Source organism: Paraburkholderia panacisoli (assembly GCF_008369935.1).
Lineage (GTDB): Bacteria > Pseudomonadota > Gammaproteobacteria > Burkholderiales > Burkholderiaceae > Paraburkholderia > Paraburkholderia panacisoli.
In genome coordinates, this window is sequence record NZ_VTUZ01000036.1 from 18114 (window position 1) to 42195 (window position 24082).

Below are 24082 nucleotides of genomic sequence, written 5' to 3' on the forward strand. Positions count from 1 at the left end.
CTCCTTCATAGAACTGGCCCGCTATCGGGGTAACCCTGTAGCGGGCCAGTTTTGACTGGATTGATACCTCCGCCATCGACTCCCGACGGTTTCAGTTTTGTAGACAAGGGGTAGTCTGTGTTCACGAGGAGCGGGAAAGCGGCGCGGCGAACCCTGGCCGGATCTACACGATTGTGGGTCTGGGCGCGCGCGACGAAGTTAGTTGCCAGGGAATGGATGGCTGGCGACGGTCTTGTCTGGCTGCACCTGTTGAAGACGGTGACGGCCGCGTTGCTCGCGATGGGCATCGCGATGGTGCTGGAGCTGCCGAGTCCGCGCACGGCCATGGTGACGGTGTTCGTCCTGATGCAGCCGATGAGTGGCATGGTCCTGGCCAAGAGCTTCTATCGGGTCTTTGGAACAGCGGTCGGGATGATCGCCGCGTTAGTGCTGGGCGGCGTGTTTGTGCAACAACCCGAGCTATACATGCTTGGGCTGACGTTATGGATCGGTGCCTGCACGGCTGCGGCAGTCCGGTATCGCCATTTCCGGTGGTACGGCTTCGTGCTCGCAGGGTACACGACCGCGCTGATTGGTATCCCAACGGTCATGCAGCCAAACGGTCTGTTTATGGCCGCACTGACACGCGCCGCTGAAGTGACAATCGGCATTCTGTGTTCAGGCGCGGTCAGCGCGCTGGTGCTGCCGCTGCGATCGAGCACCGCGCTGCAACACACCCTGCGCACCCGGTATGCCAGTTTTTCTGCCTTTGCGGCGAGCGTGCTCGGCGAGCGGGTGGGAAACGGCGCTTTAGAAACGCGATTCGCGGATCTGGTCGATGAGATCGTGGGCTTCGAAGCGGCCCGTGGCTTCGCTTCGTTCGACGATCCGAACATGCGTGTCCGAAGCCGACGGCTGGCGCGGCTCAATAGCGAATTCATGGACGCGTGTACAAGACTGCATGCGCTTCATCAGTTGTTAAAGCGCATGCATACGGGGCAGGCAAAGCCGGTCATTGAAGCAGCGTCGCCATACTTTCGTGAGCTTTCAGGCTTGCTCGGCAGGCAGAACGATCCAGGGAAGACCGATGAGGTCCGTGCAGCGAGCGCGGCAGCTGAACTCAGTGCGTTGAAGGCACGGCTGCCACAACTTGTCCGCGAAACGCGGCGCTCGCTTGAGACGTCTGCGCCGGAATTATTGCTCGACTTCGATACGGCAATGGAGCTTCTGTATCGCTTTGTTGTTGAATTCCTGCGCTATACGCAGACGTATGCGTCGCTGGCGGACCACAACCACGTTCTCGAACGATCGGTGACGAAATACGTCGTCAAGACCAACGTCTATGTCGTGGCGATCACGTTTTTGCGTACGGCGGTGACCGTTGCAAGCGTGGGGGCGTTCTGGATTGCGACCGATTGGCCGAGCGGCGGCCTGGCCGTAATCGCGGCTGCGATAACGTGCGCCCTCAGTTCGGTATCGCCGAACCCGCCAAAGCTCGCCGCACAAATGGCCGCAGGTGCGTCACTCGCGGCCGTGGTGGGGTATCTGGTCACGTGTTATGGGTATCCGAACATCGAGGGTTTTCCGCTGCTGTGCGTTGCGCTGGCGCCCCTGCTCGCGTTCGGTGCGTTTCTGACGATGCGTCCCGGCACGACCGGCTACGGCGTTGGCTTTTGTGTGTTCTTTTGCCTGCTTGCCGGGCCGGACAACGTGATTGTCTATGCGCCGGATCTCCTCATCAATAACGGCATCGCGGCGGTCGCAGGTATGCTGGTTTCCTGCCTGGTTTTCACCGTGATTTTTCCCACGGAGATGCCGTGGCGGATCCAGAAGATCAAGCGCGATCTACGGCGACAAGTAGTGCTCGTATGCAAGGGAGCGCTCACCGGACTCAATCAGCAGTTCCAGTCAAGCACGCACGACATGATGTTCCAGTTGCGCATGATCCTGATGAAGCGCTCCGCACAGCATCGCGATGCGCTGTGTTGGATGCTCGTCACCCTCGAAGTTGGACACTCGGCAATCGACCTTCGTATCGAGGGGCTCGATGCACCCTACGCGGAGCAACTGCAACCGGGATGGAGCGCGTCGATCGATGCGGTCAGGCGAGATCTGGCGGAGCTGTTCGAATACCCAGACACGAGGAGGCTCACGCATGCGCTGGCGTCTGTCGACGCGGCGATCCGGATAGCGCAGTCCTTGCGCAACTCTCTGCATGAGAATAGCGAAAGACGTCACCGAATGCAGCGGATTCTGAGCTATCTGCACTTTATCCGAAGTGCGCTGCTCGACCGGGATGCTCCCTTTTACGCGAGCTGAGCGCGCGGCCGGCCCTCAAGAGAGTGGAGGCCATCTCTAGCGCTCATCGCCGGTCAGCCGGCAAGCAGTGTCTTGTCGCGTGCAATGACTTCTGGCAGATGGGTGCGCAGGAAGTCGACCCACGTCCGTGTCTTCGCATCGATGAACTTGCGCGACGGGTAGAGCGCGTAAATATTCATGTTTTGCAACGTGTGATGGGGTAGCACGCGAACCAGGGTGCCGTCGCGCAGACCGTCGACGGCGGCATACAGCGGCAGCATGCCGATACCCATTCCCGCACGAATGGCGACCACAAGCGATTCGGCGATATTCACCTGCAACGGGCCGCGAACCAGAATCAATTCGCTGCCACCGGGACCTTCGAGTAACCACTCGTGCGGTGGAAAAGCAGGCGTGTTCAATATCAGGCATTCATGTTGCGCCAGATCGCCGGGTTTCTCTGGGGTACCCCGCGAACGCACGTAGTGCGGCGAAGCGCACAGGATACCGCACGTCGAGCCGAGCAGGTGAGAAACCATCTCCGAGTCAGAAAGCGAAGGAGCCCCAATTATGGCAACATCGCTGCCGCCTCCGAACAGATCAGGCGCGCTCTGTGACATTGTCAGTTCGACCGTCACGTCCGGGTACTGGGCTCGATACCTTGAGATCGCCGGCAGCAGGTAGTGCTGCCCAATGCTCGCGAAGCTGAACAATCGCAACGTGCCGGCGGGACGCTCATGCGCGCCGCTCGCCTCCTCCTCTGCCTTGTCGAGGTCGGCGAGGATTTGCCGACAACGCTCCAGGTAGCGCTCGCCGGCTGGCGTGACGGAAAGACGCCGCGTCGACCTGTTAAGCAGGCGTGTGCGCAGGTGGGCTTCGAGATCTGCTACCGCGCGAGACATGGCGCCGGTCGTCGAGTCGTGCGATTGAGCCGCAGCGGTGAAACTGCCCGCTTCGACGACCCTAGCGAACACCCGCATACTTTTTAGTGTGTCCATAAAACCCTCGAGTTTAGACGCTCACGACCGCATCGCGCCGCGCGTTCGCCGACATCACCCAGACAGAACACGTGGCTGATAGCGACCGCGTTGTTGATGTTCGCTAATTTAGCGGTCGACGCCGTTACCAGCGAAACGAGCAACCACTCCGTCTGACCGGAAACCAGCGTGAGCACGATTAACGGGAAAAGAGCAGTCAACGCGCGAACAAGCGCGTTGCTGTCGATAGCAGCCCCGATGTGCGACAGCACCGACTCGACGACCTGGTAACGGCTTTTTTTGCGCCGGCGAAGCGGCGGTTATACGGTTAACTGATTGTCCATCGGATCTTGATTTGAACATCTCGGCGACTCCTGCACTAAACCATCGCACTCTGCTGCCGCCCTTCTCGAATGCACGGATAGGTCGGTGCACAAATGGAGCAGCCGCGGGTTGACTCGATCCGATGTGTCGGTCGCTCCAGATGAGAAGGTGTACCGATCGACGCGCCTTCCATGCCGTCAACGGCTGCGCAATGGTGTGGCTCATGGCCTTTCGTAGGCCGGTGTCAGTTCGCGAGCGCCTTGATCACGTCCTCGGACTGTCGCACCAGGCCAAGCCTCGGGAAAATGTAATTAACCGAAGCGTGATGATGCTCGGCCGCGGCGCAGCTCATCGCATCCTCGGCGAGCACGAGTGTATAGAGTTCATAGCCGGCTCGCGCCGTCGACTCGACACCGATATTCGTCGAAATTCCGCCGAGCACAATGGTCTTGATGCCTCGGCGACGCAATTGCAAATCGAGTTCGGTGCCGTGAAATTGCGTTCCACTGCCGCTTCGTGATCTTGAGATCATGCTCGCTTGCTTCGAGCGCCTCGGGGAAGTCCCACCACGTCGGGGGAAGTCCGCCGGCTGGAGGCGTCGCAGGCCGGTCGACGGGTTGCTTCAGCGCATCGCCGAAATCGTGGCTCCAGCCCACGCGCACCAGCACGACTGGCGCACTGAGTTCCCGGAAGCGCTTCGCGAGCTTCGCCGAGGCGGTCAGCATGGACTCGGCGCTGCGAGGGGCCTTCCCAAAACCAAGGATGCCCTGCTGGAGGTCGATCAGAACGAGCGCGGTAGTTTGGGGGTCAAGTTTCTGCAGCATGTTTGCCTTCCGTTGAACTTAGCAAGCTAAAGGTGTATTGTGAGGTTTATCTCACATTTCAATTTTATGAGTATGGCCTCACAAAAGTCAACCGGAACATTGCGTGCCGAAAGCGGCCAGGCGAAAGCCCCCCGGCGTGCACGCGGTCACGCGCGGGTCGCGTCGCTGCTGGAGGCAGCGGGCACCGAATTCGCAGACAAGGGGTACGACGCAGCAACCATGACAGCGATTGCCGCGCGCGCGGGTGCATCGATTGGCTCGCTGTATCAGTTTTTTCCCACCAAGGATCAGATCGCGGGGGCGTTGCTCGAAAGCTATGTGAACATGCTCGCAGAGACGTTCCACAAGCTGCGCGAGGCTGCGCCTTCTTTGGACGTATCACTTCTTGCGAGCCGGTTGACCAGAACGTTTGTGAAATTCCGCGCGACCCATCCGGCATTCGCGGCCTTAGCCGAGACCTATAGTGATGCTCTCCCGGGTACCATCAGCATCCGCGAACGTCTGCGCGGAGAAATCGCATCCGTGCTGGCCGCAGTGGCACCGCAACTGGAGCCTGCGGAGATCGCCGTCCGTGCCGCCGTGATCCAGCAGATCATGAAAGCAGCCGTCGCGATCAACGGCGATACCTCCATAGCCAGTCGCAAAGCTGTGATGGACGAACTGGAAGGTCTCATGCGACTTTACCTGGACGAGGCGATCGCAGTCACCAGATAGCGCGTCGCCGGCTCTCGAGCGGGTGCGCCGCGCAGCTCGGCCAGAACGTGCCGTGCCACCCGATGTTTCGGTCGCTGACTGGTGCGCAACGAGCGGTCCTGTGCCGTTGTTCACGGCACTCAGTCACACGAAAGATCCGCTCGTTGCGTTCCTGCTGTCGTTCGCCGGACTCGTGATGCCATACGTCTACGCCAGTGAGGTTGCAGGGTAAGGCTCAATCAGTTCCGCGAAACGGTCAGCGAGCGTCTGTCTCGCACGTGCTGGCCAGATCGCGCTGAGTTCGAAACGCGGCAGCGTGGCGCCATCAATGATCTCGCACAGCCTGACTCCGCTAAATTGTAACGCCCGTACCGAACGCGGCAGCAGCGACACACCGCACCCCGCGGCGACGCACGCGAGTACGGTCAGCGACCGGTTCGCGTCCTGCACGATCTCCACCGCACAACCCGCTTGCCGGAACGCGCTCAGGATGCCCGCGCGAACGCTGGGCAACTGGCCGTGCGGAAACCATACGAGCCCGTGCTGCGCGAGCTCGCGTAAAGACACACTCGCGCCGGCCTCCAACGGAAACGTCTCCGGCAACACCGCGACCAATTGCTCCCGCGCGATCAGCTTTTCCCGCATCTTGCCCGCGACCGCCACCGGCGTATGCAGCAAGCCAATATCGATTTCCCCTTTCTCGAGCGCGCTCGCCTGCTCGGCATTGCTCATCTCGCGCAGCACCAACTCGACATCCGGCACCGACGCGCGCAACGCCGCAATAGCGCGCGGCAGCACTTCGAACAGTGCCGCCGACGCGAAACCAACCGTCAGACGCCCTGCTCGTTGTGCGCCGATCTCACGAGCGCGGTGCGAGGCGGCGTCGATTCTCGCGACGCTCATCCGCACATCCTCGACGATCGCCAGCCCGGCCGCGGTAAGGTCCGCGCCACGCCGCGTCCGGCTGAACAGCTTGACGCCCAGTTCATTCTCCATACGCGTGAGCGCCTGACTCAGCGCGGGTTGCGCGATGTTCAGGCGCTCAGCAGCGCGCGTGACGCTGCCTGCATCGGCGACGGCGAGGAAGTACTTCAGGTTGCGCGTGTCCATATTAAAACGATATGAAAATTGATCATTTCCATCATATATGTTTATCCACGTGCTCGCTAGAATGCCTCCACGGGCGATGCAGCGAGCGATTGTCGTCACGGAAAATAGACTCTGGAGACAACGATGAACTGGTACCGCGACATATCGACGCCGGAAAAGCGCACCCTGTGGAGTTGCTTTGCCGGATGGGCGCTCGACGGCGTGGACACGCAGTTGTTCAGCCTCGTGATCCCGACCTTGCTCGTGACCTGGGGCATCGGCAAGGGCCAAGCGGGCTTGATCGGGGGCGCAACGCTCGTCGCCGGTGCGTTGGGGGGCCTGCTCGCAGGCATGCTATCGGACCGGTACGGCCGCGTGCGCGCGCTGCAGATCACCGTGGTCTGGTTCTCCCTCTTCACCTTCCTCAGCGCCTTTGCGCAGAACTTCGAACAGTTGCTTGTCCTCAAGTCGTTGCAGGGCGTGGGTTTTGGAGGCGAATGGACCGCGGGAGCGGTGCTGTTGAGTGAGACCATTCGCGCGGAGCATCGCGGTAAGGCGATGGGCATTGTGCAGAGCGCGTGGGGGTTCGGCTGGGCAGGCGCGGTTCTTCTGTACACGCTGGTTTTCTCGTTCGTGTCGCCGGATTGGGCGTGGCGGTTGCTGTTCGGCATCGGCGTGATCCCCGCCGGGCTCGTGCTTTATCTGCGCCGCAATGTGGTCGAACCACCGCGAGCCGTCATGCCTGGCGCGTCGACGAGGCAGGCGCTCCCCACTGTAAGGAGCATCTTCGACCGGTCGGTGATCCGCACGACGATCATGGGCGCACTGATCGGCGTGGGTGCGCACGGCGGCTATCACGCCATCACTACGTGGCTGCCCACTTACCTCAAGACCGAGCGGCATCTGTCGGTGCTCGGCACGGGCGGTTATCTTGCAGTCGTCATTACGGCGTTCATCTGCGGCTGCTTCGTGAGCGCGTGGCTCCAGGACCGCATCGGCCGCCGGCTCAACGTGATCCTCTTCGCCGTGTGCTGCGTCGCAACGGTCAACCTCTACGTCTTCCTGCCGATGGGAGACACCGCCATGCTGTTCCTCAGCTTTCCGCTGGGTTTCTTTGCAGCCGGCATCCCCGCAACGCTCGGCACACTTTTCAACGAACTCTATCCGCAAGGTATTCGCGGCACCGGCGTCGGTTTTTGCTACAACTTCGGACGGATTGTCTCGGCAGGTTTTCCGGTGCTGGTCGGACACATGGGCAACTCGATGCCGCTCGGCTCGGCGCTCGGCATCGATGCCGGCATTGCATATGGACTCGTGGTCGTGGCCGCTCTCATGCTGCCGGAAACGAAGGACCGCCCGATCGCGATGGTAGCGGCCAACGCCGCGACCCGCGCCTAACGGGGAAACACATGATCGACGAACAGATTCAAACGATGCCGATCCAAGGCACTACGGTGGCGGACCAGTGGTACCACACCAAAGATCTGCGGATCATCGCAATCGACGCGCACGCCCATGTGTTCGTGCGCGGTTTGCCGCTTGCGCAGCAGCGTCGCCACGCGCCGGATTACGACGCAACGGTCGATGCCTACGCCGGCCACCTGCTGTCGAACGGTGTCTCGCACGCTGTGCTCGTGCAACCAAGTTTTCTCGGTACAGACAACTCCTTTTTCCTCGATGTGGCGAAGCGCTATCCGCGACGTTTTCGTGGAGTGGCGGTCGTGGATTGCGCGGTCACTGATAACGAACTCGCACTGCTCAATAGCACAGGCGTAGTGGGTATCCGATTGAATCTCGTCGGCTTGAAACTTCCTCAACTGACCGCGCCCGACTGGCAGCAGCTGTTCGCGCGTGTCAACGCGCTCGGCTGGCATGTCGAGGTTCACCGTGAGGCGGTGGACTTGCACACCGTTGTCGGGCCGCTGCTCGAGCAGGGCTGCACGGTGGTCGTCGATCACTTCGGCCGGCCCGATCCGCGCGCCGCTGCCGACGATCCGGGCTTTCAATACCTGCTGTCGCTTGCTGCCACGGGACGCGTCTGGGTGAAGCTGTCGGCGGCTTACCGGAGTGCGCCGAACGATGACGGCACGGCGTTGGGCACCTCCCTGGCGAGCCAGATTCTCGACACTTACACACCCGATCGACTGATCTGGGGCAGCGACTGGCCGCATACGCAGCATCAGCAAATCGTCGATTACAACGCTACTCGGCGGGCACTCGATCAGTGGGTTCCGGACATGGCGCAGCGCGAGTCTATTTTGACCAGCTCGGCGCGCACGCTTTATCGATTCGAATAAGCCCCTCGACCGGGCGGCGGCCAATCCGCCGGAACGGCACATCACAACGACGGAAATTTCAGCCATCTCACCGATCTATCAAGATCGCCGGAAACGCACGTGAGCAGCACCCAACCCGAACGTCAAACGGTGATGAAGTTATGAGAACAGCCGGGAAGTACAAGGTACTCCTGATGATCTGGCTACTCCAGTTCGTCAACTATCTCGACCGCATCAAACTGTCGAGCGCAGCGCCTACCATGATGCGAGAAGCGATCTATATCACGGGTGCGGGCGTCACCAACATGTCGCTCGGCCTGCCCGATCTCGGCTTCATTGGCCTGGCCGAAGTCGCCGAACACACCGCACGGATTCGCGACGCGGTCGCGTTGCCGCTGATCGTCGACGCCGACACCGGCTTCGGCAACGCGCTGAACGTGCGCCAGACCGTGCGCGTACTCGAGCGCAGCGGCGCCGACTTCATCCAGTTCGAAGACCAGATCATGCCGAAGAAATGCGGCCGCTTTTCCGGCAAGGAAGTGGTCAGCACGAGCGAGATGGTCGGCAAGATCCGCGCGGCCGTCGATGGCCGACAAGACGGCAATCTGCAGATCATGGCGCGCACCGACGCGGCCGCGGTCCACGGCATCGAGTACGCGATCGAGCGCGGCCATCGCTTCATCGAGGCCGGCGCCGACATTCTGTTTATCGAAGCGACCGAGTCGCTTGCCGACATCGAGCGCCTGCCGTCGCTGTTCGACAAGCCGCAACTGATCAATATCGTGATCGGCGGCAAGACACCGGTGCAATCGCGGGAAGCGCTCGCCAGGCTCGGCTACGGCATCGTGCTGTACACGAACGCGGCGCTGCAAGGCGCGGTGCTCGGCATGCAGCGCGCGCTCGGCACGTTGAAGAGCAACGGCCGACTCGACGAAGACGCGACCTTGGTCGCGCCGTTCAGCGAGCGCCAGCGCCTCGTCAACAAGCCGTTGTACGACCAACTCGATCGCGAATACGCAGCAAAAGGCAAGTGAGCGGCAACGCGATTTGATCACACCAACAAAATCACGGAGACTTTATGGCAATGACACCCAACCTAGGCGACGCGCGCGACGTTAATGCGGCCGCTGTCACGAGCGCCCGGCATGCTGGCAGCGCAGAAAGCGCCGCGGCGCCAGTACGCATCCGCTCGATTGTTGGCGGCCTGGCCGGCAATCTGATCGAGTGGTACGACTTTCTCGCATACAGCATCTTCTCCATCTATTTCGCGAAGTCGTTCTTCCCGAGCGACAAGCCGACCGTGCAGTTGATGAACACCGCCGCGATCGCAGCGGTCGGTTATGTGGCGCGGCCGCTCGGCAGTTGGCTGATCGGGCTGTATGCGGATCGGCGCGGCCGTAAATCGGCGTTGACCTGGTCCGTCACGGCAATGTGCGTCGGCTCGCTGATGATCGCCGTCACGCCGGGCTACGCGACGATCGGCGTGTTCGCGCCGGTTCTGCTGATTCTCGCGCGGTTGCTGCAAGGCTTGAGCATGGGGGGCGAATACGGCACCAGTGCGACCTATCTGAGCGAGATCGCTCCGCCACACCGCCGCGGTTTCTATCTTGGCTTTCTGCAGGTCAGCGTGGTGGCGGGACAGTTGGTCGCACTCGCGTTGATGCTGGTGATGCAGAACGTGCTATTCACGTCGCAGCAGATCGAGCGTTGGGGCTGGCGCATTCCCTTCGTGATCGGTGGTGCGCTCGCGCTGTTTGCGCTGTACATGCGCCGTAACGTCACTGAAACCGAAGCGTTCAAACAGAGTGCGCGGCAAACTGGGCCATCGGTCGGCCAGCAGATGCTGCAGCACTGGCGGCAGCTCGCGCTTGCAATCGGCATCACGGTCGGCGGCACTGTCGGCTTCTATACCTACACGGTGTACATGCAGAAGTATCTGGTCAATTCGGTCGGCCTCAGCAAGGAAATATCAACGCTTATCTCCGCCGGCGCGCTGCTGCTGTATTTGCCGCTGCAGCCGCTGTTCGGCCTCGCGTCGGATGTGTTCGGTCGGCGCCCGGTGCTGATCTGTTTCGGCGTGTGCTGCACGTTCTTCTCGGTGCCGTTGTTCACGGCGCTCAGTCACACGAAAGATCCGCTCGTTGCGTTCCTGCTGTCGTTCGCAGGACTCGTGATGCTGAGCGGCTTCACGTCGGTCCACATGCTCGCGAAGACCGAGCTGTTTCCGGCGCGAATCCGTGCGCTCGCAGTCGGCTTGCCTTACGCGCTGACGACGGCGATTCTCGGTGGCACGACGGAGTTCGTCGCGTTGCGCTTCAAGGCGAACGGTCACGAACAGTACTTTTATTGGTACGTGACCGCGTGGGCGGCGGTGTCGCTTCTCGTCTATATCCGGATGCCGGAAACCAATTGTCGAAAAATCGCAGCAATTGAATGCGTGATGTAGCCTGACAAAAACGGACCCAGTTTAAACTCAGTTAAAAACTGTCTTGACTACTGGGTCCACTTTACTCAGGAAGAGAAGACCAATGAAAATTGCAATACTTGATGACTATCACGACACCATACGCACCCTACCTTGTTTTAAAAAATTGATAGGCCATGAAATCAAGATTTGGAACGATCATGTACAAAATGTTGATGTGCTAGCTGAACGATTACAAGAGATCGAAGTGCTAGTATTGAATCGCGAGCGCACCAAAATTCAGGCTGCATTATTAGAGCGCCTCCCCAATCTCAAACTGATCAGCCAACGTAGCGTTTATCCACACATCGACATTGTTGCCTGCACACGACTCGGTGTGATCGTCTCATCTAGTCAGCACGCTGATACCCCTAACTATGCTGCGGCAGAAATGACGTGGGGCTTAGTGCTTGCCGGTGTGCGCCAGATTCCGCAGCAAATGTCGGCTCTCAAGGCAGGAAAGTGGCAAATCGGTGCTGGTAGTACTTTGCGTGAGAAGACCTTAGGTATTTATGGTTATGGCCGGATTGGGCGCGTGGTTGCTGGATATGGCAAAGTCTTTGGTATGAAAGTGTTGATATGGGCGCGCGCGGAATCACTCAAGAAGGCAATAGAGGATGGCTACGAAATTGCTGAAAGTAAGCAGGCTTTTTTTGAAACATCTGATGTCATTTCTCTGCATATGCGATTGTACGACGCAACGCGCGGCATTGTCACCGCTGACGATCTCGCCCACATGAAGACGACCGCACTGTTCGTCAACACAAGCCGAGCAGCACTTGTAACACCAGGCGCATTGGTACAGGCTCTACAAGCAGGACGCCCAGGAATGGCTGCCGTGGATGTGTTCGAAGATGAGCCTGTGCCAGACATTAAACATCCGTTACTCAACATGGATAATGTTGTTTGTACGCCGCATATCGGCTATGTATCGCGCGATGAATTTGAAATCCAATTTACCGATATTTTTGATCAGATTGTCGCCTTTTCAAACGGCCATCCAACGCATGTTGTGAATCCCGAAGTGTTAAAAAATCGTCGTTAGCCTACAATCTACCATCACCCAAGGAGTAAATCACCCCGGCTTTATCAGCCACTTTGAGTCTATGAATAACGTTTCATAGGAAATATGAATGAACACATTCATAAAAGCAACTGTTGCGGCAGTCATCAGCGCTTTCACGCTCAGCGCATATTCAGGGGGAAGCCCAATGCTATATCCAGATGCATCCTGGTCGCATGGCCGTCCGGAAGACCTGGGCTGGTCCACTCAAAAATTGACAGAGATTGAGGTGGATCGATGACTGGCCAGGGGTATCAGAACCCCACTACACCGCCAAAGGCACGCTTGGAAAGAACCTTGTGATATTCCCTAACAAGGGGATTGTGGTCGTCTACCTGAACTACACGGACTATCCGGACAACACCGGCTCAGTTTCCGACACCGAACTAAAAGGCCTCCCGAGCATGAAGCAGTCTCAGATGACAAAGCTATTGCAACTGGTCCTCGCGGCAAGCCCGAAACAGTGAAAAGCTCGTGGGCGACGTGCCACCCCGTGCCAGTATGACTTGCGCCACCTATCCCTGATAGATATATCGGCTTGTTGAGGCGCACGGATGCACCGCGAGCACAAGGTCGACAGGGTACTAGCGGCCGTCGAAACTACAGCGAAAACTTTAGCGTCCCAATGAGGCGCCAGGGCACAAAACAATCTTGGAAGGGACACATGAATTCCAGCGACAAATACAAGGTTTTGCTGATGATCTGGATGCTCCAGTTCGTCAACTATCTGGACCGCATCAATCTCTCGATCGCCGCGCCGACGATGATGAAAGAGCTATCGATACGGCCGGCGCTCTTCGGCGTCGTGCTGGCCGCGTTCAGCCTGGGCTATGCGGTAGCGCAGATTCCCGGCGGTGTGCTGGCCGACCGCTTTGGCGCGAAGAGCCTTCTAATCGCCAGTCCGATTCTGTGGAGCGTTTTCACCGGCATGACGGGATTCGTCGCGAGCTTCATTGCGCTCGCCATCGTGCGGGTGCTGTTCGGCGCCGCCGAAGGCCTGTCGAACGGCGCGAGCTTCAAATTGATCGGCGATTATTTCCCGTCGCATGAACGCTCGGCCGCGAACGGCGCGTACCTGTCGGCGCTTGCACTCGGGCCGGCGTTTATTGCGCCGGTCGCCGTGTGGTTCCTGACGCACGTCGGCTGGCAGGGCATGTTCCGCTGGCTCGCATTACCGGGCTTCGTGATGGCGCTGCTGATCTTTTTCGTGATTCCGTGCCGGTCGCGCGATACGGCTATAAGCCGCGAGGGAGCCGAAGCGCCTGCAGAAAGTGGCCGCTTTGTCGACGTCACGCGTATGCCAACATCGTGGCTCATCTTGATCGCCTACATGGCGTTCAATATCGCGTTCTGGGGCTACCTTGGCTGGATGCCAAGCTATCTGTCGCTCAGCCGTCACATCGAGCTGAAAGCGCTGGGCTTTGCCGCGTCGGTGCCGTACCTCGCCGGCACGGTCGGCATGTTCGTGTTCGGCTGGCTCGGCAGCAAGGTGCTGTACCGCCATCGCTGTGTGCTGATCGCTGCGATCTATCTTTGCACGGCCGTCTGCCTATATGTGACATACAACGTCGCGACTGCGCAGGCGAGCATCGTCGGTTTGTCGGCAGCCGGGTTCTTCCTGTACGGCGGTTTCGGGCCGGTGTGGTCGGTGGTGCTGGATCTGACGCCCGGCAACCTGCGCGGCGCGTTCTCGGGTTTCGTCAACTGCGGTGGGCAGATCGGCGGCTTCTTTGCGCCGATCATCGTCGGTTGGTTGGTCGGTGCGACCGGGTCGTTCACGGGCGGCTTTCTGTTCATGATCGGCGCATTGCTGGTGGCGGCACTGTGTTTCGTCGCATTGCAGGCTGTCAAGCGCGACTGGCCGATGCGGCCGGGAGCGGCGATCGCGGTGTGACATTCGCGCGGTGCCTGGAATGATTCGCGCTTGTGTGTGACGTAGTCAATTTTTAAGCCTTACACCATGGCCCAAACCTTTCACAATTTTCCGCGGCAGCCTATCGACTCGCCCCCGATCACTTTTTCCGAACCGAATCCGACTGCAGGCACGCTTGAACTGCGTTCAATCCGCAGCTTCTTCCTGGGCGGCCGGACGGTCAGGCTCTCGGGGCTACCCGTTGAACAGCGCCGCACCGTCATGGGAGGCGTGCCGCGTACGGTCGATCCGAACGGCGACTACAGCGTCGGGCAGATGTATGTCCAGGAATACCGGCTCGCGGCGCCGCGCCACGCGTTGCCCATTCTCCTCTGGCATGGCGGCGGCATGACGGGCAGCCATTGGGAGAGCACTGCCGATGGCCACGTGGGATGGTTGTGGTTGTTGCTCAGAGCTGGCTACGACGTTCTCGTTTGCGACGCGGTCGAACGCGGTCGAGCCTCCTGGGCGCGATTCCCCGAAATCTACGCAGGGCCGCCCCTGTTTCGCACGAGGGAGGAAGCCTGGCATATGTTCCGCATTGGTCCGGTCGGTGGTTACACGACCGATCCCCTCCTGCGTCGCGCATTTGCCGGCCAGCAGTTCCCGGTCGAGGCATTTGACGCCTTCTCGCAGCAGTGGGTGGCGCGTTGGCCGGATCACGAACCTCTCACACTGGAGGCTTACGACGCGCTGCTTGCCTGGGTCGGCCGCGCCATCGTTATCGGCCATAGTCAGGGCGGCGGGTTCGCCATGGCAGCGGCTCAGCGCTCTGCACGGCACGTCGCGGCTGTGGTTGCAATCGAGCCCGGCGGTGTGCCGGCCGCGCCCACCCGCACCCTCGCGCCGCACCTTATCGTCTGGGGTGACCATTTCGAGCCGCCGTCGCCGCTTTGCCCGCATCCTGTCTGGTCCAGTTATCGCGCGATGGCCGACGCGTACTGCGCCGCCGCGGTGCGCTATGCCGGCCCCACAAACCCGTTCGACGTATTCGATCTGCCGGGCCTTGGCATTCGCGGCAATTCGCACTTCCCGATGAACGACCGCAATGCCCCGGAGGTCGCAGCCTTGATCGTTGACTGGCTCGCGCGCTGCGCCGGGTAGGTGGGTGCGCCACGCGGGAGGGCGGTAGGCGTCGTGACGGCTCTGATAATCATATAGCCGGCCTCCTGTGCGTCACATCGGTGTCGCAACCCTGACTCTACGCCAGCCGTCCTACAGGAACGGCGCGAGGCCGGCTATATGATTATCAGTGCCGTTTGAAGAGGTGATGAAGCGTTTCGAGCAGCAGGCACCGGTATGCGTGATGGCACGCCTGGGACTGCAGAGAGCCATCGCGCCGCAATGGATCGACGAGGTGTTTACCAAGCACCGGCAACGGCAATATCCACGGGAATTGCTGTTCTCGACGGTGGTGGAGCTCATGACGCTGGTGTCGCTGGGACTGAGCCCGTCGCTGCACGCTGCCGCGACGCAGACGAAGCACCTGCCGGTGTCGCTGGCCGCGCTGTATGAGAAGGTCAACCGCACCGAACCCGCGAACCTGCGTGCCCTGGTTCAGGGTAGCGCACAGCGTCTGGAACCGGTGCTGGCGGCCTGGCCATGCCAGGCCAGGCCAGCCTGCCCGGCTGGCGTGTGCGGGTGCTTGATGGCAATCACCTGCCGGCCAGTGAGGAACGGCTGGCGGCGCTGCGCGAACAGCGGGGCGCCGCCTTGCCCGGGCACGCCCTAGTCGTCTACGAGCCGGATCTGGGTCTGGTCACGGATCTGATCGCGGTTGAGGACGCGCACGCGCAGGAGCGTTCCGCGGTGGCCCCGCTGCTCAAGTGTGCCGACCCGGGCGAGCTGTGGCTGGCCGACCGGAATTTTTGCACCAGCGCGATCCTGCTGGGCTGGCATCAGGCGCAGGCCAGCTTCATCGTGCGTGAACATGGCCGCAACAGCCCGGCGCTAGCCAGCAGTGGGCCGTGGGTGAAAGCTGCGCGCATCGAGACCGGGCAGGTACGTGAACAACGCATTGACCTGAAGTCGGGGCTGCAGGGCTGGCGGCGCATCGAACTGCAACTGGACCAGCCCACCGAGGCCGGCGACACGGTGATCCGGTTCTGGAGCAATCTGCCTGCCGCGGTGGGCGTACACGAGATCGCCCGACTCTATCGCAAGCGCTGGCGTATCGAAGGCGTGTTCCAGCGACTCGAGTCGGTCCTGCACAGCGAGATCCCGCTCCCTGGGTCATCCAGGTGCCGCGCTGCTGGGCTTTACCGTCGCGCTGCTGGCGTACAACGTGCTGGCCATGCTCAAGCGCAGTGTTGAAGCCGCGCATGCTGCAGCCGATGAAACAGGCGCACCGCCGCCGGAGGTCTCGACGTATTACCTTGCCGTGCAGATTCGCGGCCAGTATGAGGGCATGCTCATCGCACTGCCGCCGAACGAATGGTCGCATTGGAGCGATGCGACGCCCGATGTGATTGCCTGCAAACTGCTCGAGCTGGCACGCGGCGTCGATCCAGCTCAGGTACGCACACGCAGACGTGGTCCCAAGAACCGCAAACCCGTACCCTATGTCGAAGGGGCGGTAGCCCGTGCCCATCACAGTACCGCTCGCCTGCTTAAACGCGCCAAAGGCGGGACATCTTGATCAAGACCTTGAAAGGGCCGCGTCTTAGAGGCCAGCGCTCTTCGGCCAAAGATGTCTTGCAACGGTTAGTCGGAAATATAATACCGCGAGTCGACGGAGACCTCGATCGCTATGGCTGCGGCGACTCTGCTTGCTGAGCGCGGGTAGTGTCAGGCGCTGGCGCTGCTGCGTACCAGTAGCCCCATCCGCAGTAGCGCGCCCAAGAGGAGCCCTACTGCGAACCATAACGCCACATCGTGTATCAGTCTGGTTGCGAGCCCCCCGAACACAGCACCGGCGAAGAAGCTGAATCCTGCCGCTCCAAGCAGCGACGCGTCGTGAAGAGCCGACTTGTCGTATCTTGGGATCAGTCCTTCGAGCAATTTCTTCGCTGCGCGGCGAAGGTTTCCGGTTGTCATCACAGACGTGTACGTAAGATTCTCGATGTGCGTGAAGGACAAGGTCTGCAGCGTAGCGACGAATGTGATACCTGGGATCAGCCAAAGCTCTGAGCGTCCGCACACACCGCTAGCCGCTACAGCCAGAAAGAAAATTTCAAGCAAAAGGCAGACAAGTGCGGGGCGCGGGAGCGAGTTCGCGACGGCGTCGAGGCGCAGGAGGTGAGCCATAAATACCGCGATTACAAAGGCGACAAGCGGGGGAATGTGCAGCCGCGCCTGGGTCCAGTCACCAGCTGCTATCTTGATGCCGAGGAGTGCCACGTTTCCCGTCATCGTGTTCGCGAATACACCGCCGTGGCCAACGTACGTATACGCGTCGAGAAAGCCTCCGGACAGCGTCAAGAGTACGGCGACGCCGCGGCTTCTACTTGCCTCATCGAGATCCATCGTGTTCGCTCCTGCGCAAGCTATCGGGTGAACGCGGACAATGAGCGTGGAAGCGGCGCATAAATTCCAGACTCGACGATTTCGACCGCCATGTCATTAATCTCGCGTAGAAAAAGAATTTGACGACGCATCGCAAACTGACCAAACACGTCAACCTTTCCGTGCCCTGAGGCGCGTGCGTGATTCACGGTCAACGAAAATGCGTATGCGCCAATTCCACGACTTCATCTGCCCGGCCGTTCAGCACGGCGCGCAACATATATAGGCTGAAGCCCTTTGCTTGCGCCCACTGCACCTTCGGTGGCAATGCGATTTCATGCTTGGCAGTAACCACATCGATCAACGCGGGGCCCGGCCGTGCAAAAGCGCGTCGCAAGGCATCAGGTAAGTCCTCGGAATGTTCGACCCGAATACTAAAAATCCCCGCAGCTGCAGCAATATCCGCGAAATTTGTCGTGCTCAAATCAGTCCCGGTGTCCAGATACCCACCCGCTTTCATCTCCATGGCGACAAATCCAAGCGAACTGTTGTTGTACACAACGACCTTGATTGGGAGGTCAAGTTGCCGTGCGCTCAAAAGGTCCCCAAGCAGCATTGACAGTCCGCCGTCGCCTGAAAGCGAGATGACCTGCCGTCCTAGATCTGCCGCCTGAGCACCGAGCGCCTGTGGCATCGCGTTTGCCATCGACCCGTGGTTGAACGAGCCATGCAGGCTGCGTTTGCCGTTCATCGTCAGATAGCGTGCCGCCCATAGCGTTGGCGTGCCCACGTCGGCGGTAAAGACAGCATCCTTCTCGGCGATTTCGTCGACAAGCCGCGTCAGGTATTGCGGATGAATTGGCCGGCCCGATGGCGAGGGTCGCGCGAGGTCGTCGAGTCCCTTGCGTGCCGACACATAGTGCTTTCTTGCGCTATCGAGGAAACGACGGTCCGTCTTGCGCTCCAGGCGAGGCAGCAAGGCAGTCAGCGTTTCGCGGACCCCGCCCACGAGTCCGAGTGCAAGTGGCGTGCGTCTGCCGAGCGCGTCGCCCCGTATATCGATCTGCACGATCTTTGCTCGCCCAGGATAGAAGTTACGGTAGGGAAAGTCGGTCCCAAGCATAACGAGTGTGTCGCAAGACATCATCGCGTGGTAGCCCGAGCTGAAACCGATAAATCCAGTCATGCCAACATCGAACGGATTGTCGTGCTCGATATATTGCTTACCCCGTAGTGCGTGGACAACTGGGGCACCAAGCTTGTCCGCGAGAGCGACAACCTCATCATGTGCGTTGGCGCAGCCACTACCGCATAGCAAGGTAACGGCGCTTGCTTGGTTGAGCAGAGCCGCTAATCGATCAAGATCGCGCGCAACCGGGATGATCATTGGCGGTTGTGCATCGACCCAGGAAGGCGCTTCCGACGGCGCATCGTCGAGTGCAATGTCACCGGGCAACACAATGACCGCAACACCGCGTTCGTTGATGGCGGTCCGCATTGCGCGCTCGAGTACCCGCGAAAACTGCTCGCGGCTAGTAACGAGTTCGACGAAATGGCTGCATTCCTTGAAAAGCTCCGTTGGATGGGTTTCCTGAAAGTAACCAAGACCAATCTCAGTCGATGGAATATGCGCCGCAATAGCGAGCACCGGAACGTGATTTCGGTGGCAATCAAAAAGACCATTGATCAGGTGCAAATTGCCCGGCCCGCAACTGCCCGCGCACACAGCTAGCCGACCCGTTGCAGCGGCCTCGGCGCCGGCAGCAAATGCCGCGACCTCTTCATGCCGCGTGTGCATCCAGCGGATCGAATCCATTCGATTGAGGCTGTCGGAAAGCCCGTTCAGGCTGTCACCTGTCACTCCCCAGATACGTTCTACGCCGGCAGCCGCCAGGGTGTGCGCCAAATGATCGGCGATCGTTCTACCCATGATGGTCTCCTGCTTTAAAGTAAATGGAGTTCGCGCGCCTGCGCCGACAGCGCCTCGCGAAACTCGGGGTGTGCAATACGAATGATCGCGTTCGCTCGTTCGGTCGATGACAGACCCTTCAAGTTCGCCACACCGTATTCGGTCACGACAAGATGAGTGTCAGTACGCGGCGTGGTTACCGGCCCGCTCAGTCGGGAGACGATCTTCGATACCGCTCCGCCGCCTGTTGTTGAGTGGAACGCTATGATTGATTTACCACCACGGGACGCGTATGCCCCACGGACAAAGTCGAGTTGCCCGCCGGTTGCGCTGTATTGATGCCCTTTCACGTGCTCTGAATTGCATGCACCGGTCAGGTCCAATTCGATGGTCGAGTTAACCGATATGACGTTATCGTTGCGCGAGATCGTATGCGGATCGTTCACGTAGCTCACCGGATAGCTCTCGATCGACGGGTTGTTGTCCAGGTACTGATACATCTCGCGGTCGCCCATCGCGAAAGTGAAGACGGTCTTGCCCCGATTAAGCGTCTTGCGAGAGTTGTCCACTACCCCGCGCTGAATCAGGTCAACCAGCCCCGGTGTCAGCAACTCTGTATGAATCCCGAGATGACTATGGCCGGCAAGCGCGGCACATACCGCGTTGGGTAACGCACCAATCCCCATCTGCAGGCAGGCGCCGTCGGTAACAAGCTCGGCAATCAGCGCGCTGATCGTCCGGTCGTGTGCAGTCGCCGCTTTTGGCTTGAGCTCGGGTATCGGGTGATTCGATTCCACGATCGCATCCACTTCCGATACATGCAACAACGAATCGCCGAAGACGCGGGGCATGTTCGGGTTGACTTCCACAATCAACCTGCGTGCGGCGCGCGCGACGCCCGTCGTGTAATCGTTGTTGGTGCCGAACGTAAAGTAGCCGTTCGCATCCATGGGCGACACCATCACCAGCATTGTGTCGACCGGGATATGGTCAGCGAATAGCCGGGGAGACTGGCTAAACGAGTTAGGCACGTAGAACACGACCTTGCGGTTGCCGTCCTCAACGCCGAGCTTGATGAGCTCGCGCTCGGGAGCGCCCATGAACATGCAATGCGGCAGGATCCGGCCCATGAGCGAATAGCGCAGCAAACTATTTCGCAAAAACGCTTCCGAGTGAAAGTAGTAGACCTTCAGCGCATCAATGTCCCCTGCTTCGGCGCGCGCCCCTAACGCCTCGAGTAATGAGGGTGGCTGCGACATCGCCATCCCGAGCGCGATTGACGAGTCACTGTGTAGTGTCGAAACCGCTTGCACTGCCGATGTAAGCTTGCTCTTGTACAACTCTTCAACTTGAAATCTGAGGTTCATGAGTACAGCTCCGGATCAATAGTTGGCGTCGGTTTCGGGTGAATGACCGCGCTTGTAGATCAGCATCGTGCGTTCGAACGTCATTACGATCTTGCCGTCCTGGTTGAGTCCTTTTGTTTCCACGGTCACGATCCCCTGCGTCGGACGACTCTCCGACTCGCGCTTGGATAGCACGGTGGATTCCGCGTAAAGCGTGTCGCCCGCAAATACCGGATGCGTAGCCTTGACCTTGTCCCAGCCCAGGTTGGCCACCACTTTCGCACTCACGGTGCGTACGCTCATTCCGGTAATCACAGCGAGGGTGAAGGTGCTGTCGACCAGCAGCTTCTTCCACTCGGTCTTCGCGGCATAAGCCGCGTCGAAATGGACCTGCTGCGTGTTCATGGTGAGGAGCGTGTTCCAGATATTGTCGACATCGGTGATCGTTCTGCCTGGCCGATGCTCGTAGATCGTCCCGGGAACAAAGTCCTCGAAGTACAGGCCAGACGTTTCGCGGAAGCGATTTTCTTCAATCTGGCGATACGCGGAAATAGAAGATGTCATGATGTTGCCCTAAAGAGATAAGTTGTCAGACTGAAGCCAGCACGCCACGCGCTTCACGAGCAATGGCCTCGTCGATCATGCGCCCGTCCACGATGCCCACGCCGTGCTCGTTTGCTTCGAGCACGCGTTTCGCCCACGTAACGCGATCGGCGGACGGCGTGAACACGCGGTTAATAGATTCAATATGTGAAGGGTGAATGGCGCTTTTGCCATGAAATCCATTGGCGAGCGCGAAAACCAGATCGCTTTGCAAAAGGTCAGCGTCGTGAATGGCGAAGCACGGCGCGTCAATCGCCTCGATGCCAGCCGAAGCACACGCTGCCGCTACGCGACAACGCGCGACCTGCAGCGCGAGAGAGTCGGATTGGGCAAGCACATCGGAGGCATAGTCAGCGGCGCCAAACATGAGCGCCCCGACATAAGCGCTGGATCTGGCGATCGATTCGACCGCGAACATGCCTCGCGCCGATTCGATCAGGGGAACCAGCACGCTCGTTTTACCGGCTTGATCGAACAGGCTTGCTACGAGTGCCACCTGATCCGGCGATTCAACTTTCGGCAGCAGGATAAAATCGGGCATACGCGAGGCGTCCAGCAACGCGGCAAGGTCGTCCAGGCCGAAGCGCGTAGAAACTGGATTGATGCGCACCGCAAGCCGCGGCGTGGTTTCGTTCAGAGGCGTGTTGAGCCACGCAAGGAGATTCTTTCGTGCATCCGGCTTCTCAGCGGAGGACACGGAATCTTCGAGATCGGCGATGGTAATGTCCACACCACTCTTGGCCGCGCTTAAGAGACGGTCAGGACGAGTGGCGGGTGTGAAGAGCCAACTACGAGTGGGACAAGCAGAACGATCGGACATGACGCTTTGCACCTGAAGAATGTTTTGACCTCTTCATTCTCGTGATGCAGCGCGCGGCTGACAATGCGGCAATAGTGGTGTCAGCCTTCGGAAATCCGGAAGCCTTGATTTTCAGGTTTTGCTGCGTGACTGCTTGGAGCCGCTTGCGATCAGGTGGTCGAACAGCAGACGAGCGTAGGTTGGGAGTGCGTCCCGCTCGCTCACGCACACGCGCATTTCACGCAGCGCCCAGGTATCAACGAGACGTAGAACACGAATACCCATGGTGCGCTTGCATCGGCGGGCCGCCGACTCAGGCACGACTGATACGCCCACGCCATTCTCGACCAGACGGCAGATCGCGTCGAAACTCCGTAGCTGGATACGCTGGCGAATCCGCCGGTGCAATCTGCGCGCATGGCCCTCCAAATAAGTCTGAATCGATGCGCCGCTCGCATACCCCACGAAATCGTGCTCAAGCAAGTCCTCGAACGCAATGTCGTGCATGCCTTCGAAGCCGGGTGCAGACGCGGGCACGACGGCGCACAGGCGATCGGTGACAAAGGGAAACGCTTGCAACGCGCCCATATCTGCCGCCGCGGCCACGATGCCGATGTCTGCCACGCCATCCATCAGCGCCTCGACGATTTCGTGACTCAGGCGCTCTTCAACTTCAATGTTGACGTTGGGATGTGCTGCAAGGAAATGGCTGACAGGCGTCGGCACAAACTCTGTGAGCGCGTTGGTGTTTGCCAGCAGCCGCACCGTGCCTTTCAGTCCATGGGCGAACTGGCCAAGGTCGTCGGTCAATCGCTGCATGGAAGCGAGCGTTGAGCGTGCGTGACGTAACAACGTATGGCCTGCTTCCGTAGGTTGGACGCCGAGCCGCTGGCGCGCGAGCAACGGCACGCCCACTGCTTCCTCCATTTGCTTGATGCGCCCGCTCGCCGAGCCTAGAGCCAAGTTTACCCGCGTGGCGCCGTGCGTAATGCTGCCCGCTTCCACCACGGCCACGAAAAGCCGTAAATCCGCTATGTCGAAGCGCATGAAGTGTCTCCGTCTTCGTTTTCGTTGATTCCACGAGCGATCAAGCCTACGGAAAACCCCAAGGATACCTTCGCGAACTCCGCATTGTCGCCGAACGTCGCGCCTTGGACAATGGCCCCACAAAATCAGCAAACGGAGACAGACATGGCGAACCCTTCAGAAGACATCGCGCGCGATCATGCGCCCAACTTTCGACACGCTCGTACGATCCAACGGCGCGCTGCCACTGTGAGCCTCATCGAGTCGGTGATTGAATGGTATGACTTCTTCATCTTCGGCACCGCTGTCGTAGAACGCAATAAACATGTCAACTTCGCGACATTAAACTCGTCAATTCGCGGGGCCACGGTGCATTGAAGGGCGAGAAGCCTTGCTGGGCAATGGCTTCCGGGACGCGAATAAACATGTCAACTGCCCGAGTCGCTTACCAACGAGAATCCGGAGTATGCAGACGCCGCACGCTGAGGGTGTCGCAGACCAAGCGGCACCGCCCCCGGCGGGCACAAGCCGGCCATCTAGAGCCGTTCACCATGGCTTGCGCATGGACGGTCGAGCGTCAGCTGCGCACTCGACAGCGGACCGTCGGGGCGCCACACGGCTAGTGTCCCATTCCGTTGTTAACTGCTCTATGTTCGCGTAGCATGTTGACGTCAACGGAATGGGAGACGCCAACATGCCGATGGGACGACCGAAGGCCGAACTGATGCTGAGCGAAGACGAGCGCTCGCAACTGATTTCGATAGCACGTTCCCGTTCGATTTCGGCTGCGTTGGTCACGCGTGCGCGCATCGTACTGGCAGCGGCTGACGGAGAGCCCAACAGCGCGATCTCCCAGCGCCTGCAACTCACGCGCGCGACAGTGGGCAAGTGGCGTCTGCGGTTCCTGGAGCAGCGCATCAACGGACTGTATGACGAAGTACGCCCGGGCAAGCCGCGCACGATCGATGATGAGCAACTGGCCCAATTGATTCACAAGACCCTGCACACCAGGCCTACGGACGGCTCGCTGAGCTTACCTTGCCGCACTTGACTTAT

At 59.8% G+C, this 24082-nt stretch carries 21 protein-coding genes and 2 pseudogenes; 13 read left to right on the top strand and 10 right to left on the bottom strand.

Annotated features, from left to right (window positions below; genetic code table 11):
- The first annotated feature begins 153 nt into the window (after nucleotides 1–153).
- On the top strand, nucleotides 154–2298 hold the full coding sequence (locus tag FVF58_RS36670) for an FUSC family protein (protein WP_425469003.1): 2145 nt from the start codon (nucleotides 154–156) through the stop codon (nucleotides 2296–2298).
- Nucleotides 2299–2351: 53 nt separating this feature from the next.
- Here FVF58_RS36670 and FVF58_RS36675 read toward each other — a convergent pair whose 3' ends face one another.
- From FVF58_RS36675 to FVF58_RS36680, 3 genes are all read right to left on the bottom strand, one after another.
- A complete protein-coding gene (locus FVF58_RS36675) occupies nucleotides 2352–3275 on the bottom strand; it encodes a LysR family transcriptional regulator (protein ID WP_149674605.1) in 924 nt (307 codons plus the stop codon).
- A gap of 547 nt (nucleotides 3276–3822) precedes the next feature.
- Nucleotides 3823–4020: an isochorismatase family protein gene (locus FVF58_RS53295; protein ID WP_246217342.1), complete on the bottom strand. Its 198-nt coding sequence runs from the start codon at nucleotides 4018–4020 to the stop codon at nucleotides 3823–3825.
- Entirely contained in the window at nucleotides 3962–4402 is a 441-nt protein-coding gene (locus FVF58_RS36680; protein ID WP_246217343.1) for an isochorismatase family protein, read from the bottom strand. The genes FVF58_RS53295 and FVF58_RS36680 overlap by 59 nt, the downstream gene beginning before the upstream one ends.
- A 72-nt stretch (nucleotides 4403–4474) precedes the next feature.
- On the opposite strand from FVF58_RS36680, the gene FVF58_RS36685 reads away from it, so the two are divergent.
- Entirely contained in the window at nucleotides 4475–5116 is a 642-nt protein-coding gene (locus tag FVF58_RS36685; RefSeq protein ID WP_223191195.1) for a TetR/AcrR family transcriptional regulator, read from the top strand.
- A 186-nt stretch (nucleotides 5117–5302) separates the two neighbouring features.
- Here the strand turns inward: FVF58_RS36685 and FVF58_RS36695 are convergent, their stop codons facing one another.
- The gene (locus tag FVF58_RS36695; RefSeq protein WP_149674608.1) at nucleotides 5303–6205 is read right to left on the bottom strand and encodes a LysR family transcriptional regulator; all 903 of its coding nucleotides are present in this window, start codon (nucleotides 6203–6205) and stop codon (nucleotides 5303–5305) included.
- 123 nt (nucleotides 6206–6328) lie between these two features.
- Between FVF58_RS36695 and FVF58_RS36700 the strand changes: the two genes are divergently transcribed.
- The 9 genes and pseudogenes from FVF58_RS36700 (at nucleotide 6329) to FVF58_RS36735 (ending at nucleotide 16537) form a co-directional block, all read left to right on the top strand.
- Nucleotides 6329–7582 carry an MFS transporter gene (locus tag FVF58_RS36700; RefSeq protein WP_149674609.1) on the top strand — a complete coding sequence of 418 codons (1254 nt, stop codon included), beginning with the start codon at nucleotides 6329–6331 and terminating at the stop codon, nucleotides 7580–7582.
- 11 nt (nucleotides 7583–7593) lie between these two features.
- Nucleotides 7594–8481: an amidohydrolase family protein gene (locus FVF58_RS36705; RefSeq protein WP_149674610.1), complete on the top strand. Its 888-nt coding sequence runs from the start codon at nucleotides 7594–7596 to the stop codon at nucleotides 8479–8481.
- Between the two features lie 140 nt (nucleotides 8482–8621).
- Nucleotides 8622–9494, top strand: a complete 873-nt coding sequence (locus FVF58_RS36710) for an isocitrate lyase/PEP mutase family protein (RefSeq protein ID WP_246217344.1) — start codon at nucleotides 8622–8624, stop codon at nucleotides 9492–9494.
- 50 nt (nucleotides 9495–9544) lie between these two features.
- The gene (locus FVF58_RS36715) at nucleotides 9545–10906 is read left to right on the top strand and encodes an MFS transporter (RefSeq protein ID WP_149674611.1); all 1362 of its coding nucleotides are present in this window, start codon (nucleotides 9545–9547) and stop codon (nucleotides 10904–10906) included.
- Nucleotides 10907–10988: 82 nt separating this feature from the next.
- On the top strand, nucleotides 10989–11969 hold the full coding sequence (locus FVF58_RS36720) for a D-2-hydroxyacid dehydrogenase family protein (RefSeq protein ID WP_149674612.1): 981 nt from the start codon (nucleotides 10989–10991) through the stop codon (nucleotides 11967–11969).
- 88 nt (nucleotides 11970–12057) lie between these two features.
- Nucleotides 12058–12228: a hypothetical protein gene (locus FVF58_RS51775; protein WP_188131038.1), complete on the top strand. Its 171-nt coding sequence runs from the start codon at nucleotides 12058–12060 to the stop codon at nucleotides 12226–12228.
- A 423-nt stretch (nucleotides 12229–12651) separates the two neighbouring features.
- On the top strand, nucleotides 12652–13881 hold the full coding sequence (locus FVF58_RS36725; protein WP_188131039.1) for an MFS transporter: 1230 nt from the start codon (nucleotides 12652–12654) through the stop codon (nucleotides 13879–13881).
- Nucleotides 13882–13947: 66 nt separating this feature from the next.
- The gene (locus tag FVF58_RS36730; RefSeq protein ID WP_246217345.1) at nucleotides 13948–15003 is read left to right on the top strand and encodes an alpha/beta hydrolase; all 1056 of its coding nucleotides are present in this window, start codon (nucleotides 13948–13950) and stop codon (nucleotides 15001–15003) included.
- Nucleotides 15004–15205: 202 nt separating this feature from the next.
- Nucleotides 15206–16537, top strand: a pseudogene (locus tag FVF58_RS36735) (IS4 family transposase).
- Nucleotides 16538–16686: 149 nt separating this feature from the next.
- Here the strand turns inward: FVF58_RS36735 and FVF58_RS36740 are convergent.
- From FVF58_RS36740 to FVF58_RS36765, 6 genes are all read right to left on the bottom strand, one after another.
- A complete protein-coding gene (locus FVF58_RS36740; protein WP_149674614.1) occupies nucleotides 16687–17364 on the bottom strand; it encodes a YoaK family protein in 678 nt (225 codons plus the stop codon).
- A gap of 190 nt (nucleotides 17365–17554) precedes the next feature.
- The gene (poxB, locus tag FVF58_RS36745; RefSeq protein WP_149674615.1) at nucleotides 17555–19273 is read right to left on the bottom strand and encodes a ubiquinone-dependent pyruvate dehydrogenase; all 1719 of its coding nucleotides are present in this window, start codon (nucleotides 19271–19273) and stop codon (nucleotides 17555–17557) included.
- A 14-nt stretch (nucleotides 19274–19287) separates the two neighbouring features.
- Nucleotides 19288–20619, bottom strand: a complete 1332-nt coding sequence (locus FVF58_RS36750) for an acetyl-CoA hydrolase/transferase family protein (RefSeq protein ID WP_149674616.1) — start codon at nucleotides 20617–20619, stop codon at nucleotides 19288–19290.
- A gap of 15 nt (nucleotides 20620–20634) precedes the next feature.
- Nucleotides 20635–21162 (bottom strand): (R)-specific enoyl-CoA hydratase RipB/Ich, encoded by a 528-nt coding sequence (ripB, locus tag FVF58_RS36755; protein ID WP_149674617.1) that lies wholly within the window; start codon nucleotides 21160–21162, stop codon nucleotides 20635–20637.
- A 25-nt stretch (nucleotides 21163–21187) separates the two neighbouring features.
- Complete coding sequence (locus FVF58_RS36760; protein WP_149674618.1) at nucleotides 21188–22021, bottom strand: aldolase/citrate lyase family protein; 834 nt, start codon at nucleotides 22019–22021, stop codon at nucleotides 21188–21190.
- Nucleotides 22022–22132: 111 nt separating this feature from the next.
- On the bottom strand, nucleotides 22133–23047 hold the full coding sequence (locus FVF58_RS36765) for a LysR family transcriptional regulator (protein ID WP_149674619.1): 915 nt from the start codon (nucleotides 23045–23047) through the stop codon (nucleotides 22133–22135).
- 144 nt (nucleotides 23048–23191) lie between these two features.
- Here FVF58_RS36765 and FVF58_RS36770 point away from each other — a divergent pair, with 144 nt between their 5' ends.
- Entirely contained in the window at nucleotides 23192–23404 is a 213-nt protein-coding gene (locus FVF58_RS36770; protein WP_149674620.1) for an MHS family MFS transporter, read from the top strand.
- A 316-nt stretch (nucleotides 23405–23720) separates the two neighbouring features.
- Nucleotides 23721–24053 (top strand): annotated as a pseudogene (locus FVF58_RS36775) (helix-turn-helix domain-containing protein); the annotation flags it as partial.
- Nucleotides 24054–24082: the final 29 nt, after the last annotated feature.